The sequence below is a fragment of the Actinomadura sp. ATCC 39365 genome, from assembly GCF_054392275.1.
Genome location: NZ_CP184335.1, coordinates 2,344,720 through 2,359,232 on the forward strand (window position 1 = coordinate 2,344,720; position 14,513 = coordinate 2,359,232).

12 protein-coding genes are annotated in these 14,513 nt (G+C 69.9%); 8 read left to right on the forward strand and 4 right to left on the reverse strand.

The annotated features are described in order from the left end of the window. Positions 1 to 2: 2 nt before the first annotated feature. Both treS and ACNF49_RS11850 read right to left on the reverse strand, forming a co-directional pair. Positions 3 to 1,703, reverse strand: coding sequence for a maltose alpha-D-glucosyltransferase (gene treS / locus ACNF49_RS11845; protein ID WP_352352254.1), 1,701 nt, complete (start codon positions 1,701 to 1,703; stop codon positions 3 to 5). A 71-nt stretch (positions 1,704 to 1,774) separates the two neighbouring features. After that, positions 1,775 to 3,877, reverse strand: coding sequence for an alpha-1,4-glucan--maltose-1-phosphate maltosyltransferase (locus ACNF49_RS11850; RefSeq protein ID WP_482943689.1), 2,103 nt, complete (start codon positions 3,875 to 3,877; stop codon positions 1,775 to 1,777). Between the two features lie 293 nt (positions 3,878 to 4,170). Here ACNF49_RS11850 and glgP point away from each other — a divergent pair, with 293 nt between their 5' ends. Together glgP and ACNF49_RS11860 are read left to right on the forward strand one after the other, a co-directional pair. After that, positions 4,171 to 6,750, forward strand: a complete 2,580-nt coding sequence (gene glgP, locus ACNF49_RS11855) for an alpha-glucan family phosphorylase (RefSeq protein WP_482943690.1) — start codon at positions 4,171 to 4,173, stop codon at positions 6,748 to 6,750. 50 nt (positions 6,751 to 6,800) lie between these two features. Continuing rightward, a complete protein-coding gene (locus tag ACNF49_RS11860; RefSeq protein ID WP_352322067.1) occupies positions 6,801 to 7,697 on the forward strand; it encodes a MurR/RpiR family transcriptional regulator in 897 nt (298 codons plus the stop codon). On the opposite strand, the gene ACNF49_RS11865 is transcribed toward ACNF49_RS11860, so the two are convergent. Further along, on the reverse strand, positions 7,660 to 9,570 hold the full coding sequence (locus ACNF49_RS11865; RefSeq protein ID WP_482943691.1) for an N-acetylmuramoyl-L-alanine amidase: 1,911 nt from the start codon (positions 9,568 to 9,570) through the stop codon (positions 7,660 to 7,662). The genes ACNF49_RS11860 and ACNF49_RS11865 overlap by 38 nt on opposite strands. Positions 9,571 to 9,759: 189 nt before the next feature. Here ACNF49_RS11865 and ACNF49_RS11870 point away from each other — a divergent pair, with 189 nt between their 5' ends. The 3 genes from ACNF49_RS11870 (at position 9,760) to ACNF49_RS11880 (ending at position 11,971) form a co-directional block, all read left to right on the forward strand. Further along, a complete protein-coding gene (locus ACNF49_RS11870) occupies positions 9,760 to 9,963 on the forward strand; it encodes a hypothetical protein (protein WP_352322071.1) in 204 nt (67 codons plus the stop codon). Positions 9,964 to 9,970: 7 nt separating this feature from the next. After that, positions 9,971 to 10,663 carry a CBS domain-containing protein gene (locus tag ACNF49_RS11875; RefSeq protein ID WP_357973341.1) on the forward strand — a complete coding sequence of 231 codons (693 nt, stop codon included), beginning with the start codon at positions 9,971 to 9,973 and terminating at the stop codon, positions 10,661 to 10,663. 249 nt (positions 10,664 to 10,912) lie between these two features. Beyond that, the gene (locus ACNF49_RS11880) at positions 10,913 to 11,971 is read left to right on the forward strand and encodes a 3-deoxy-7-phosphoheptulonate synthase (RefSeq protein ID WP_387671125.1); all 1,059 of its coding nucleotides are present in this window, start codon (positions 10,913 to 10,915) and stop codon (positions 11,969 to 11,971) included. A 58-nt stretch (positions 11,972 to 12,029) separates the two neighbouring features. Here ACNF49_RS11880 and ACNF49_RS11885 read toward each other — a convergent pair whose 3' ends face one another. Next, positions 12,030 to 12,314: a HesB/IscA family protein gene (locus ACNF49_RS11885; RefSeq protein ID WP_352328823.1), complete on the reverse strand. Its 285-nt coding sequence runs from the start codon at positions 12,312 to 12,314 to the stop codon at positions 12,030 to 12,032. Positions 12,315 to 12,415: 101 nt separating this feature from the next. Here ACNF49_RS11885 and ACNF49_RS11890 point away from each other — a divergent pair, with 101 nt between their 5' ends. From ACNF49_RS11890 to ACNF49_RS11900, 3 genes are all read left to right on the forward strand, one after another. After that, the gene (locus ACNF49_RS11890) at positions 12,416 to 13,072 is read left to right on the forward strand and encodes an HhH-GDP family DNA glycosylase (RefSeq protein ID WP_357973335.1); all 657 of its coding nucleotides are present in this window, start codon (positions 12,416 to 12,418) and stop codon (positions 13,070 to 13,072) included. A 27-nt stretch (positions 13,073 to 13,099) separates the two neighbouring features. After that, the gene (locus tag ACNF49_RS11895) at positions 13,100 to 13,873 is read left to right on the forward strand and encodes an enoyl-CoA hydratase/isomerase family protein (protein WP_352352246.1); all 774 of its coding nucleotides are present in this window, start codon (positions 13,100 to 13,102) and stop codon (positions 13,871 to 13,873) included. Positions 13,874 to 13,953: 80 nt separating this feature from the next. Next, positions 13,954 to 14,301 (forward strand): hypothetical protein, encoded by a 348-nt coding sequence (locus ACNF49_RS11900; protein WP_357973329.1) that lies wholly within the window; start codon positions 13,954 to 13,956, stop codon positions 14,299 to 14,301. Positions 14,302 to 14,513: the final 212 nt, after the last annotated feature.

The window sequence follows — 14,513 nt, forward strand, 5'->3', positions numbered from 1 at the left end:
CCCTACTCCTCCTGGGTGTGTGCCGGTGGGAGTGTGAACCAATAGAACCCATGCCCGGGAAGCGTCAAAAGATACGGTAGTTCGCCAATTGCCGGGAATGGGACCCCTCCCATGGTTTCCACGGGGGAGACGCCGACGAATCTGCGCAGGTCAAGCTCGACCGGCTGCGGGAAGCGCGACAGGTTGTTGACGCACAACATCCGGTCGTCGCCCAGCTCCCGGACGAACGCGAGCACGCTGGGGTTGGAGGAGTTGAGCTCGGCGAACTCCCCGAGCCCGAAGACGGGGTGACGTTTGCGGATCTCGATCATCCGCTTGGTCCAGTGGAGCAGCGAGCCCGCGTTCTTCTGGTGGGCCTCGACGTTGATCGCCTGGTAGCCGTAGATCGGGTCCATGATCACGGGCAGGTAGAGCCGTCCGGGGTCGCAGTCGGAGAACCCGGCGTTGCGGTCGGGATCCCACTGCATCGGGGTACGGACGCCGTCGCGGTCGCCGAGCCAGATGTTGTCGCCCATGCCGATCTCGTCGCCGTAGTAGAGCACGGGAGAGCCCGGCAGCGACAGGAGCAGCGCGGTGAACAGCTCGATCTGGTTGCGGTCGTTCTCCAGCAGGGGAGCCAGCCGCCGGCGGATGCCGACATTCGCCCGCATACGCGGATCTTTAGCGTACTCCGTGTACATGTAGTCGCGTTCTTCGTCGGTCACCATTTCGAGCGTCAGCTCATCATGGTTCCGCAGGAAAATCCCCCACTGGCAATGTTCCGGAATTTTCGGCGTTTGTGCCAAAATTTCGGAAATGGGGTAACGGGACTCCCGGCGGACCGCCATGAAAATGCGGGGCATGAGCGGGAAATGGAAGGCCATGTGGCATTCGTCCCCGCCGCCTACCGGATCGCCGAAATATTCCACCACGTCCGAAGGCCACTGATTCGCCTCGGCGAGCAGCACCCGGTCCGGGAAGAGCCGGTCGACCTCACGCCTGATGCTCTTGAGGTATTCGTGCGTCCTGGGCAGGTTCTCGCAGTTGGTCCCCTCCTCCTCGAAGAGGTAGGGCACCGCGTCCAGGCGGAAGCCGTCGATGCCGAGGTCCAGCCAGAACCGCAGCACCTCCAGCATGGCCTCCTGCACGTCCGGGTTCTCGTAGTTGAGGTCGGGCTGGTGGTGGAAGAAGCGGTGCCAGTAGTACTGGCCGCGCACCGGGTCGTAGGTCCAGTTGGACGTCTCGGTGTCGATGAAGATGATCCGGGCGTCCTGGTACTTCTCATCGGTGTCCGACCAGACGTAGAAGTCGCCGAACGGGCCTTCCGGGTCGTGCCTGGAGGCCTGGAACCAGGGATGCGCGTCGCTGGTGTGGTTCATGACGAGGTCGGCGATCACCCGCATGCCGCGTTTGTGCGCCTCGTCGACCAGCTTCACGAAGTCTCCCAGATCCCCGAACTCGGGCAGGATCTTCATGAAGTCGGCGATGTCGTAGCCGCCGTCACGCAGCGGCGACTCGTACAGGGGCAGCAGCCAGAGGCAGTCGACGCCCAGCCACTGCAGGTAGTCGAGCTTGCTGATCAGACCTCTGATGTCCCCGGTCCCGTCGCCGTTGGAGTCGGCGAATCCCCTGATCAGAACCTCGTAGAAGACGGCGCGCTTGTACCAGTAAGGATCGCGCGGCTTTTCCTCGTCAAAGGTGTTGGGAATGGGTGTGGAGCTCATGGGCTCCCCCAGAGGGGGCTCATGAGGAGGGCGCTTTCACACACGTTGAAGACTCCCCGCTGAATTCTGTTCTACCGTGGCGCGGCTCGTACGGTGAGAATGTGGGCAGGCTGGATGTGAGGGTCGAGACGCACATAGTTGCTCTGCCTCCAGCGGTAGGACTCGCCCGACAGCTCGTCGTCCACGACGAACTCGGCGTTCCAGTCGAGACCGATGGCGGGCAGGTCGAGATCTACCGTCGCCTCGTGGGTGTGGTGAGGATCCAGATTGACAACCGCCAGAACGACGTCGCCCAGCCCGTGCCTTCGTGTGGCCGTGTCAAAGGCGCCCGGAAGCCGTTTGGAGAAGCAGACGATGTCCGGATGGTCGACCCTGTGGAACCGTAGGTTACGCAATTCCTGCAGCGCCGGATGCGCTCTTCGGAACAAATTCAGATGGGTGATGAGCGGGGCGAGGGTCCTTCCGTCGCGTTCGGCGGCCGCCCAGTCGCGTGGCTTGTACTGATATTTCTCACTATCTAGGTATTCCTCACTCCCCGGGCGCACCGGAACGTTCTCGGCCAGCTCGTACCCGGAGTAGACCCCCCATGTCGGCGACGTGAGAGCGGCCAGCACGGCCCTGATCCTGAACGCCGGCACGCCGCCGTGCTGCAGGTACTCGTGCAGGATGTCCGGGGTGTTGACGAACAGGTTCGGCCGCAGGAACGCGGACGTCTCGTGCGAGAGCTCGGAGAGGTACGTCTCCACGTCGAACTTGGAGTTCTTCCACGTGTAATACGTGTACGACTGGTGGAACCCGGTCTTGGCGAGCGTCTGGAGCATCGCGGGCCGGGTGAACGCCTCGGCCAGGAACACCACGTCCGGGTCGGTCGCGTGGATGTCGGCCAGCAGGCGCTCCCAGAACGCCACCGGCTTGGTGTGCGGGTTGTCCACCCGGAAGATCCGCACGCCGTGGTCCATCCAGTGCCGCAGCACCCGCCGGACCTCGGCGAAGATGCCCTCGGGGTCCCTGTCGAAGTTGATCGGGTAGATGTCCTGGTACTTCTTCGGCGGGTTCTCGGCGTAGGCGATCGTCCCGTCCGCCCGGATGGTGAACCACTCCGGGTGCTCCTTGACCCACGGGTGATCAGGGGCGCACTGCAGGGCGAAGTCGAGCGCGACCTCCATGCCCAGGGCGCGGGTGCGGCTGACGAACTCGTCGAAGTCCTCAAGGGTGCCCAGGTCGGGATGGACGGCGTCGTGGCCGCCGTCCTCCGAGCCGATCGCCCACGGCGAGCCGGGCTCGTCGGGCTCGGGGCTGAGCGTGTTGTTGCGGCCCTTGCGGAAGGTCTGGCCGATGGGATGGATCGGCGGCAGGTAGACGACGTCGAAGCCCATCTTGGCGATGGCGGGCAGCCGCTTGGCCGCGGTCTGGAAGGTGCCCGACCTCGAGACGCCGGACTCGGTGACGACCGCGCCCTCGGACCTGGGGAAGAACTCGTACCAGGAGCCGTAGAGCGCCCTGCGCCGGTCGACCCTGACCTTGTACGGCTTCGCCCTGGTCACCAGCTCGCGGAACGGATGCGCCGCCAGCAGCGCGGCCGTCTCGGGGAGCTGGGCGATGGACAGCCGGGCGCGCGGGTCGAGCTCCTCGTCCCGCAGCGTGGCCGCCACCGACAGCAGCGCGGCCCGGTGCCCGCACGCGCTGTCGCCGTTGCCGTTGCCCTTGCTGTTGCCCATGCCGTTCCTGGAGTGCCCGTTGCCGGGACCCGCCTGGCCGCCGGGCGCGGGGCACTCGGCCGTACGGACGGCCTTGGCGGCCCGCTCGAACAGGCGGGCCCCCTCCTCGCACATCAGGTCGGTGTCGAGGCCACGCGGGATCTTGATCTCGGCGTCGTGCAGCCACGTCCTGATCGGATCGCTCCACGCCTCCACGCGGAACATCCAGTCGCCTTCGGCCGGCAGGCACACGTCAACGCCCCAGCGGTCGGTGCCGGGGGCGAGCTCGCGCATGGGTTTCAGGCGGCCACGCTGTCCGTCGGGCGAGGTGAGCACCACGCCCGCGGCCACGGCGTCATGGCCCTCTCGGAAGACGGTCGCCGAGACCTGGAAGGTCTCGCCGGCGACCGCCTTGGCGGGCCACTGCCCGCAGTCGACGACGGGGGAGATGTCCGTGATGGGAATTCGTCCGATCATCGCATTCGCAGGGTTTGCGACGGCGCGCTCGGCGCCGCCGGAGGCTTTCCGTATGTGCAAGATTTCGCAACCGCGTGGGACCGCTGGATACGGCCTACCCCGGCAGTAACGATCCTTGCACGTAAATAGTGGACAGCAGCGGATAGACCTCCCGAGTGTGTTCCCGGGAGAGCCAACAAAGAGGAAAGTTGCCCCAATCGTCCGGCTTCATGCTTGTTCCGGGCTGGGGTTTGAAGGGGCTTCTTGGGGGTGAAGGACTGAGAGGTCCCTCCTAGCCCGTAGGGTGCAGAAACGTGAGAGCTATCCGCCGGTTTACCGTCCGCACCGTCCTGCCCGCGGAGATGGCCGCCCTGGGCGAGCTCGTGCACAATCTCCGCTGGTCCTGGCATCCGGAGACGCTGGACCTCTTCGCCGAGGTCGACGCGGCCCTGTGGGAACAGGTCGGTCACGATCCCGTGGCCCTGCTCGGCGCCGTCACACCGGCCCGGCTCAACGAGCTGGCCGCCGACCGCCGTTTCCTCCGCCGTCTCGCCGACGCAGCTGACGACCTGCGCGAATACATGACGTCGCCGCGCTGGTACCAGACGCTGCCCGACGTCGCCCGCGCCATCGCCTACTTCTCCCCCGAATACGGCATCGCCGCCGCGATGCCCCAGTACTCAGGCGGTCTCGGCATCCTCGCCGGCGACCACCTCAAGGCGGCCAGCGACCTGGGCGTGCCGATCCTCGCGGTCGGCCTGCTCTATCGCCACGGCTACTTCACCCAGTCGCTTTCGCCGGAGGGCTGGCAGCTCGAGCACTACCCGGCGCTCGACGCCGGCGGGCTGCCGCTGACCCTGCTGAAGGACGGCGACGAACCCGTCAAGATCCGCCTCGGCCTGCCCGAGGGCCGCGTCCTGCACGCCCAGGTCTGGGTGGCGCAGGTGGGCCGGGTGCCGCTGCTGCTGCTCGACTCCGACGTGGCCGACAACGACACCGCCGCCCGCGACGTCACCGACCGCCTCTACGGCGGCGGCACCGACCACCGGCTCATGCAGGAGCTGCTGCTGGGCGTGGGCGGCGTCCGCGCGATCAGGGCCTACTGCCGCATCACCGGCCACGCCGAGCCCGAGGTCTTCCACACCAACGAGGGCCACGCCGGCTTCCTCGGCCTGGAGCGCATCCGCGAGCTGACCGAGTCGCGCATGTCGTTCGACGAGGCACTGGAGGCCGTCCGCGCGGGGACGGTGTTCACCACGCACACGCCGGTGCCCGCCGGCATCGACCGTTTCCCCTGCGACCTGATCGAACGCCACTTCGGCGGCGACTCCGCCTGGCCGACCGTGCCCGTCGAGCGCATCCTGGCCCTGGGCGCCGAGGCCGAGCCCGGCCGCTTCAACATGGCCGTCATGGGCATGCGCCTGGCCCAGCGCGTCAACGGCGTCTCCGAGCTGCACGGCGCGGTCAGCCGGGAGATGTTCAAGGACCTGTGGCCCGGCTTCGACCTCGACGAGGTGCCGATCGGCTCGATCACCAACGGCGTGCACGCGCCCACGTGGGTCGGGCGCGAGTTCATGGAGCTGGCGGGCCGCGAGCTGCCCTCGCTGATCGAGCGCGCCCGCGGCTGGGAGGGCATCCAGAAGATCTCCGACCGGGAGATCTGGGAGATCCGCGGCAAGCTGCGCAGGCGGCTGGTCGAGGGCGCGCGCGAGCGGCTGCGCAGGTCGTGGCGCGAACGCGGCGCCTCGGTCGCCGAGCTGGGCTGGATCGACGACGCGCTCGACCCCGACGTGCTGACGATCGGCTTCGCCCGGCGGGTGCCGTCGTACAAGCGGCTCACGCTCATGCTGCGCGACCCCAGGCGGCTGACCCGGCTGCTGCTCGACCCGGACAAGCCGGTGCAGATCGTGATCGCCGGCAAGGCGCATCCGGCCGACGAGGGCGGCAAGAAGCTGATCCAGCAGATCGTCAAGTTCGCCGACCAGCACAACGTGCGCCACCGCATCGTCTTCCTGCCCGACTACGACATGACGCTCGGCCAGCTCATGGTCCAGGGCTGCGACGTGTGGCTGAACAACCCGCTGCGGCCGCTGGAGGCGTCCGGCACCTCGGGCATGAAGTCGGCGCTGAACGGCGGGCTCAACCTGTCGATCCGCGACGGCTGGTGGGACGAGTGGTACGACGGCACCAACGGCTGGGCCATCCCCACCGCCGACGGCGTCAGCGACCCCGACCGGCGCGACGAGCTGGAGGCCGGCGCCCTGTACGACCTGATCGAGCACGAGGTGTCCGACCGCTTCTACGACCGGCCGTTCGACGAGCTGCCGCGCAGGTGGATGGAGATGGTCAAGCACACCCTGGCCTCGCTCGGGCCCAAGGTGCTGGCCGGACGCATGCTCCGCGACTACGTCGTCGACCTCTACACCCCGGCCGCCAAGTCGGCCCGCGCGTTGTCGGCCGACTCCTACGCCGCGGCCAGGGCGTTCGCGGCCTGGCGGGTGCGCGTCACGCGGGCCTGGCCGGGCGTGCGGGTCGAGCACGTCGAGGCGTCGGGCGTGGGCGACGCCCCCGAGGTGGGCGCCGCGGTCGAGCTGCGGGCCACGATCGCGCTCGGCGACCTGGAGCCGGGAGACGTGCTGGTCGAGGCCGCGTACGGCAAGGTCGGGCCGCACGACGAGCTGGTCCGCCCGCGGTACGCGCGGCTGGCCCTGGAGTCGCTGGAGGACGACGGCCACGCCCACTTCACGGGCCGGGTGCCGCTCGACCGTACGGGGGCTTTCGGATACACCGTCCGGGTCGTCCCGCATCACCCGTTCGCTGCCACTCCGGCGGAATTGGGACTGATCGCCGTGCCTGAGGAGCCGGTGGGAATGACGAACGGTACCTTGCGCTGATATATCCGGACGAGGTCGGGCCGGTGGTCGGGCGGTGCATAATCAGGACCGTGGACGACAGCGGGAACGGCCTGCGGGCCGACAATCTGGTGGCCACGGTCCGCGGTGTCCTGCCGTCCCTGACGCCTGCCGCGCAGACCGTCGCCCGGCTCATCCTGGAAGATCCGGCGACGGTCGCGCGCAGCACCATCACGGAGCTGTCGGCCGCCTCCGGCACCAGCGAGGCCACCATCGTGCGCACCGCGCGGCTGCTCGGCTTCGCCGGATATCCCCAGCTCAGGCTGGCTCTGGCGGCGGCGGCCGCGCAGCCCGACCGGCTCGTGCCCGGCGACCTGGCGCCCGACGACCCGCTGTCGGAGGTCATCCAGAAGGTGGCCAGGGCCGAGTCGGAGGCCATCAACGACACCGTCGCCCAGCTGACCAGCGAGCGCCTGGGCCTGGTCGTCGACGCGATCGTGGGGGCCAGGCGCATCGACGCCTACGGCGTGGGCGCCTCGGGATTAGTCGCCGAGGACGTCGCCCAGAAGCTGCTGCGCATCGGCCTGTCCAGCCACGCCTTCCAGGACGCCCACCTGGCCCTGACCAGCGCCGTCCTGCTGAAGGCGGGCGACGTGGCGATCGGCATCAGCACCTCGGGGGAGACCCCCGACGTGATCGAGCCGCTGCGCCGGGCGGGCGAGGCGGGGGCCACCACGGTGGCCGTCACCAACAACCCGCGCTCGACGATCGCGGAGCTGGCCGAGCACGTGCTGATCTCGGCCGGGCGCGAGACGGAGTTCCGTCCCGGCGCCCTGGCCAGCAGGATCAGCCAGCTCCTCGTCGTCGACTGCGTGTTCGTCGGCGTCGCCCAGCGCACGTTCGACTCCTCTCAGGAGGCGCTCGCGAGCACCAGGCGCGCCGTCAAGGAGTTCACCCGGAGAACGTCACCTGCACGTCGTCAGCCTTGACGTACATCACGCGGTGCCCGAACTGGATCTCCAGGTACTTCGTCTTGCCCTTGACCACCGTGTGGTCCTCCAGGTTGAACGTGACCGCCCGGTAGTACTCGGTGGCGGCCGGCCCGGCCAGGGTGTACTTCTCGCCCGCCGAGAACGTGTACTGCAGCGGCGTCACCGCCTGGTACGGGATGCCGGCCGGATACGCCTCCTGCTCCGGGTACGCCCGCCCGAACACCGGCACGGTCGCCTTGCCCGGCTTCGGGGTGACGACGAGCCCCATCGACGGGATCGCGGTCGGGGCGCTCGCCGGGTTGTGGAACCACGCCTTCTGGCCGAGGTACCAGATCGCCGTCCAGTCGCCCTGGCGGTCGGCGACGGCGAAGCGCTGGCCGGTGCTGGCCCTGGCGCTGTGGTCGTACACGCTGTAGAGCGAGCCGCCGGTCGGGTGCTTGCCGATGTCCTTGATCAGCGGGGCGTCGTCGCGCGGCTCGGTGCGCAGCCACACGGTGCCGGCGCTGAGCGGCGGGCAGGCCGCCTCGGGGTTCTTGCGGTCGCAGCCGTAGAAGTAGGGCTTGTTGGTGGCGAAGTCCGGCTTGATCATGACCGAGCCGGCCCTCGGCCCGCCGAACTGGTGCAGCGGCGCGCCCATGAGCTGGAAGTAGTGCGCCCAGTCCCAAAACGGCCCCGGGTCCTCGTGCATGCCGCGGACGGTGCTCGGGATCGTGCCCGGGACGTTGTCGTGGCCCAGGATGTGGGCGCGGTCGAGCGGCACGCCGTGCTTGAGCGCCAGGTAGCGGACGAGCCGGGCCGACGAGCGGTACATCGCCTCGGTGTACCAGGTGCTGCCCTCGGCCAGGAAGCCTTCGTGCTCGATGCCGATGGACTTGGCGTTGATGTACCAGTTGCCGGCCTGCCAGCCGACGTCCTTGGTCTTGATGTGCTGGGCGATGTGCCCGTCACTGGAACGGACCGAGTAGTGCCAGCTCGCGCCGTAGTTCGGGTCCTGGTTGAGCCTGATCGACGGGAGGAAGTAGCCCTCCATGTCGTGGATGATGATGTAGTCGACCTTCTGGCTGACCGGGCGGTTGGCCAGGTCGTAGTGGCCGTAGTCGTCCGGCGGGAGCTCCTGGTAGGCCGAGGGGATCCACTCGCAGGAGATCGAGGCCGGGCACTCGACGCCGTCGCGCCGCGCGGGCCGCAGGCCGAGCTTCTCCAGCCACTTCTCGATCTTCTCCAGGTCCGGGACCTTGGGCAGGGTGACCTTCTGCCCGTCGTCCGTGGTGCGCTCGGCGCCCTCCTGGATGGTGGCGTAGACCTCGTCGGCGAAGAACTTGGCCGCGTCGGCCTCGTCGGCGCCGGAGTACTTGGCGACGGCTCCGTACCATTCGCCGGGATTGGCGCTCAGGGGCGCGCCGAGGCTCTTCTGGTAGTCGGCGAGCAGCGCCGCGCCGCCGCGGATGTTGGCCGCGTCGTCGGTGCGCAACCGCTCGTGGCTCTCGCCGGTGAGCTGCGCGGCGCGTTCCATCGTGCGCAGCGAGGCGGGGATCTCCGCCGGGGCGGGGGTCGCCGTGGGCGCGAGCGGCCTGCTCTCGTCGCCGCGGGCGTCCTCCTCGCCCTCTCCGTGGTGGTTCGAGCCGGTGTACGCGGCCGCGTCGGTCAGGTGCATCGGGCCGAACCCGGCGTCGCTCGACGGCTGGCCCGCGTGGGCGTCCCAGCGTGACTCCAGGTACGAGACGCCGAGCAGCACGCTCTGCGGGACCTTGAACTCGTCGGCCGCCGCGGCGAACGCCTGCTGCCGGTCGGCGGGTTCTTCGGCGTTGGCCGAGGGCACTTGGGTTAAGGGCAACAAGGCGACGACGGCGATCGCCAGCGCTCTGCGCATGAACCGCTCCTTGACTGGGGGGTGTGGTGCCGGTTCAGCGTCTCAACATTTTCCTTCTCTGGCGAGAACTTTGCGAAGATATTTTTCATCGCTTAACAGGCCACCGGACCGGCCCCGAGGGGCCGAATATCCAGGACTAGCAGGTGAGGGGCTGGGTAGGCGGGCCTTCGGAGGAGAGGGGGAGTTGTCATGCCTCGACCCGGAAGTCACTCCTATGACAACGAGCGCCGCCGGTTGCGCAAGCAGCTGGACCGGCAAGGGATGAGCGAGCAGGAGCTCAAGAAACGCGTGGCCAGGAAACTCCAGTCGGATCCGGACAAGAGCCCGCGCAAGGTGGGCGGCGACCGCGCCGAAGGACCCAAGTCCGAGCGGCCGCGCCGGGGGGAGCGCTGAGGGCCTGATGACCGGCATCATCGACCGCGTCGGCGTCCAGGACCTGCTCGCGACGCGCGACGCCCAGCTCGCCGAGGTGCTGCCCGAGCGCGAGTACGCCTGGGCGCACCTGCCCGGCGCCGTGCACCTGCCGCTCGGCTCGCTCGACCGGCTGGCCGACGACCTGCTGGACCGGTCGCGCCCGGTCGTCGTCTACTGCCACGACTGGCTCTGCGACCTGAGCCCGCGCGCCGCCCACCGGCTGGCCCGGCTGGGCTTCGCCGACGTGCACGACTACGGCCTGGGCAAGATGGACTGGCTGTCGGCCGACCTGCCGTACGAGGGGGAGGCCGTCCTGGTGGGCTCCGGCGCCCGGCGCGACCCGGTCACGGCGGACCTGGAGGATCCGCTGGAGGAGCTCAGCGAGCGCATCGTCGCCGACCCGGCCGGGCTCGCGGTCGTGGTGGACCGGGACGAGGTGGTGCAGGGTGTCATCGGGTCGCGCGAGCTCAAGGGCGCCGACCTGACCGGCACCGCCGAGGCCGCCATGAACACCGGCGTCACCACCGTACGGCCCAGCGAGCAGCTCGACGCCCTGGCCACCCGCATGGAAGGCGCGAACGTCGACCACGTCGTCGTCACCCGCGCCGACGGCACCCTGGTCGGTCTCTACGGGCTCGGCGACCTGCGCGAACCCGGCTGGGAATCCGATCTCGGATAGCGGACGGGATTTGGAGCCGTCACCCGGCGTCTGCTAGCGTCGACAGCATGTCAGTGATCAGCCGATTTTGGCGCTATGTGGCGGCTCCGGGTGGAGCCGAAGGTCACATGCGCTGACTTACTGATCACCCGGAGCCCAAAGGCAGAGACGTCCCGTCTCTGCCTTTCGTCGTTCAGGCGGACGGCTCCGGGGGCCACGGATGTGGGCCGTACCGCCTTCGAACTTCCAGCGAAAGCGGAGGACCAGCCCATGACCACGACCAGCGACCTGCGCATCACCTCGTTCGAACCCCTGCCCACGCCCCGCGAGCTCATCGGTGAACAGCCGCTCGGCCCCGAGCGTGAGGCGCTGGTGGCGGCGAGCAGGAACGCCGTGCGCGACGTGCTCGCCGGCGACGACGACCGCCTGCTGCTCATCGTCGGCCCGTGCTCGGTGCACGACCCGGAGGCCGCGCTCGACTACGCCCGCCGCCTGGCCGCCGCCACCCGCGACCTCGGCGACGCCCTATGCGTGGTCATGCGGGTGTACTTCGAGAAGCCGCGTACCACCATCGGCTGGAAGGGCCTGATCAACGACCCGGACATCGACGGCGGCCACGACGTCCAGCGCGGGCTGCGCCTGGCCAGGACGGTGCTGCTCGACGTGCTCGACACCGGGCTGCCGGTGGGCTGCGAGTTCCTTGAGCCCACCAGCCCGCAGTACATCGCCGACGCCGTCACCTGGGGCGCGATCGGCGCGCGCACGCCCGAGAGCCAGGTGCACCGCCAGCTCACCTCCGGCCTGTCCATGCCGGTCGGCTTCAAGAACGCCACCGACGGCGACGTGCAGGTGGCCATCGACGGCGTGAAGGCCGCCGCGCACCCGCAGGTCTTCTTCGGCATCGACGACGAGGGCCGGGCCGCGGTCGTCTCGACCACCGGCAACCCCGACTGCCACGTCATCCTGCGCGGCGGGCGCACCGGCCCGAACTACGACCCCCAGTCCATCGGCGACGCGCTCGCGCTGCTGGCCAAGGCCGGCCTGCCGGAGCGGCTGATCATCGACGCCAGCCACGGCAACAGCGGCAAGGACCACGTACGGCAGGCGGCGGTGGTGCGTGAGGTGGCCGGACGCCTGGCGGCGGGCGAGAAGGGCATCGCGGGGCTGATGGTGGAGAGCTTCCTGGTGCCGGGGCGGCAGGAGCCCGGCCCGGCCGAGGGCCTGACGTACGGGCAGAGCATCACCGACGCCTGCGTGGGCTGGGAGGAGACCGAGCGCCTGCTGGCCGAGCTGGCCGACGCCGTGCGCGCCGGTCGCGCCGCCGGCTGACGGCCTCCCGGCGGCCCCCGAGGTGGCGGGCGGGCCGCCGGAAGCCCGGCAGGGCCGGTCAGGTGCGGCGGTCCAGCCGGAACGTCGGGTGCCCCGGCGTGCCCGGCTGGGCGTCCAGCGACTTGTCGTCGAGGATGGGCGCCGCGTCCTCGGCCACGAAGACGCGCACGTCCCCCTGTTCGATGACCTGGTCCCCGGCGTACGGCGTGCTCGCCAGCGACACCTCCAAGGCGCCCGCCTCGTCCGGCTTGGCGGCGATCCGCAGGCCGGCGTGCGCGGGCACGTCCTCGCCGACCATCAGGTCACGGATCGCGACCACGGCGTTGTCAGTCAAAGTCAGCACGATGCTCTCCTTCTCGCTGGAGACCCCCCGCCTCCCCCGCGACCAGGGAGGCAAACGCGCCGGGCCGGGATGAGCGCCCGCCATGGGGGTAGCGGAGCGTCATGGCTGACAAGGACAAGGGCGTGCTGGACGCCCTGCTCGAACAGTGCGGCCAGACGTTCGCCGCGGAGGCGGGCATCCGGCTCGCCGACCGGCCGCGGCCGCTGTACCAGCTCCTCGTGCTGGCCACGCTGCTCAGCGCGCGCATCTCGTCCGGGGTGGCGGTGGCGGCGGCGCGCGAGCTGTTCGCCGCCGGGTACCGCACGCCGCGGGACATGGCGCGGGCGAGCTGGCAGGACCGCGTGGACGCCCTCGGCCGCGGCCACTACCGGCGTTACGACGAACGCACCTCGACCATGCTCGGCAGGGGCGCCGAACTGCTGCTCGACCGCTGGAAGGGCGACCTGCGCAGGTTGCGCGACGAGGCCGGGGGCGACCCCGGGCGCATCGGCGAGCTGCTCCGGGAGTTCCCCGGCATCGGCCCGACCGGCGCCGACATCTTCCTGCGCGAGGTCCAGGGCGTCTGGCCGCAGGTCGCGCCGCACCTGGACGGGCGGGTGCTGGACGGCGCGGCCCGGCTCGGGCTGCCGCGCCAGGAACGCGGCCTGGCCCGCCTGGCCCGCTCCGGCGACGAGCTCGCCCGCCTGTCGGCGGCGCTGGTACGCGTGTCGACCAGTAAGAAGGCCGCCGACGAGGTGAAGTCGGCCGCGGCGGGGTGAGCGGGGGCGCTCTGTTAGGTTCGGCTCATGGGTGAGTTTGTGAGCGTCGAGGTGGCCGACCAGATCGCCACGATCCGTCTTGACCGTCCGAAGATGAACGCGATCGACGTTCAGACGCAACGGGAGCTCGTCGAGGCGGCGCTTCAGGTCGATGCCGACGACCAGGTGCAGGCGGTGATCCTCTACGGCGGCGAGCGGGTCTTCGCCGCCGGCGTGGACGTCAAGGAGATGGCCGACATGTCCTATGCCGACATGTCCACCCACTCCCGCACGCTCCAGGCGTGCTTCACCACGGTGGCCCGCATCGGCAAGCCGGTCATCGCCGCCGTCACCGGCTACGCCCTGGGCGGCGGCTGCGAGCTGGCCCTGTGCGCCGACTTCAGGGTGGCGGGCGAGTCGGCCCGGCTCGGCCAGCCGGAGATCCTGCTCGGGCTCATCCCGGGCGCGGGCGGCACGCAGCGCCTGCCCCGGCTCGTCGGCCCGTCCCGCGCCAAGGATCTGATCTTCACCGGCCGGCACGTCCCCGCCGCCGAGGCCCTGGCCATCGGGCTGGTCGACCGGGTGGTGCCGGACGAGCAGGTCTACACGGCGGCCCTGGAGTGGGCGGCCACGTTCGTCGGCGGCCCGGCCGTGGCGCTGCGCGCCGCCAAGCAGGCCGTCGATCAGGGAGCCGAGGTCGACCTCGACTCCGGCCTGGAGATCGAGCGCCTGCACTTCTCCGGCCTGTTCGCCACCGACGACGCCAGGATCGGCATGCGGGCCTTCGCGGAGAAGGCCAAGGCCAAGTTCACCGGACGGTGACCGCCCGGCCGCCATGCGATTGCGACCCTTTGGAGTAGGCCGTCCAAGGGGAAGCGGGTTTGCCAGTATGGTGGCGTTTCATGATGCGCGTCCCGGTCCCCGCCCGGCTGCGTAAAGCCGTGCGTACGTGGTTCGACTCCCGTTACATCTCCGTCGCCGACCACCGGCAGGACATCCGGGACGCGCTCTGGGAGGTCCAGACCCTGCGCAGGGAGATGGCGACCCTGCAGGGCGAGGTCGAGCGGCTGCGGAACGCCCGCCCGGCGGCCGGGCCGGTGATCGACAAGGCCAGGGTCGACGACACGTACCGGCTGGCGCAGGAGACCGCGCAGGCACTCGACGGCGTGCTCCAGAACGAGGTGCTCGTCTGGCAGGCCATCGACGACCTGCGGGCCCGCGTCCCCGAGGGGGGCCGGCCGTGCGCGTGACCTGGTCCGGCGGCGAGCTGACCTTCCGTCTCGACCCCGAGGACGAGATCACCGGCAGGGCGGCCGACGAACATCCCGTCAAGCTGGCCACCAACTCCTGCTCGATCGGCGGCGTGCCCACCGAGGCCCACCCCGACCTGTTCGCCGTGGCCGCCTGGACGATCGTGGCGCCCTGGACCAGACGGCGGATCACGTTCGACCGGGCCGTCTCC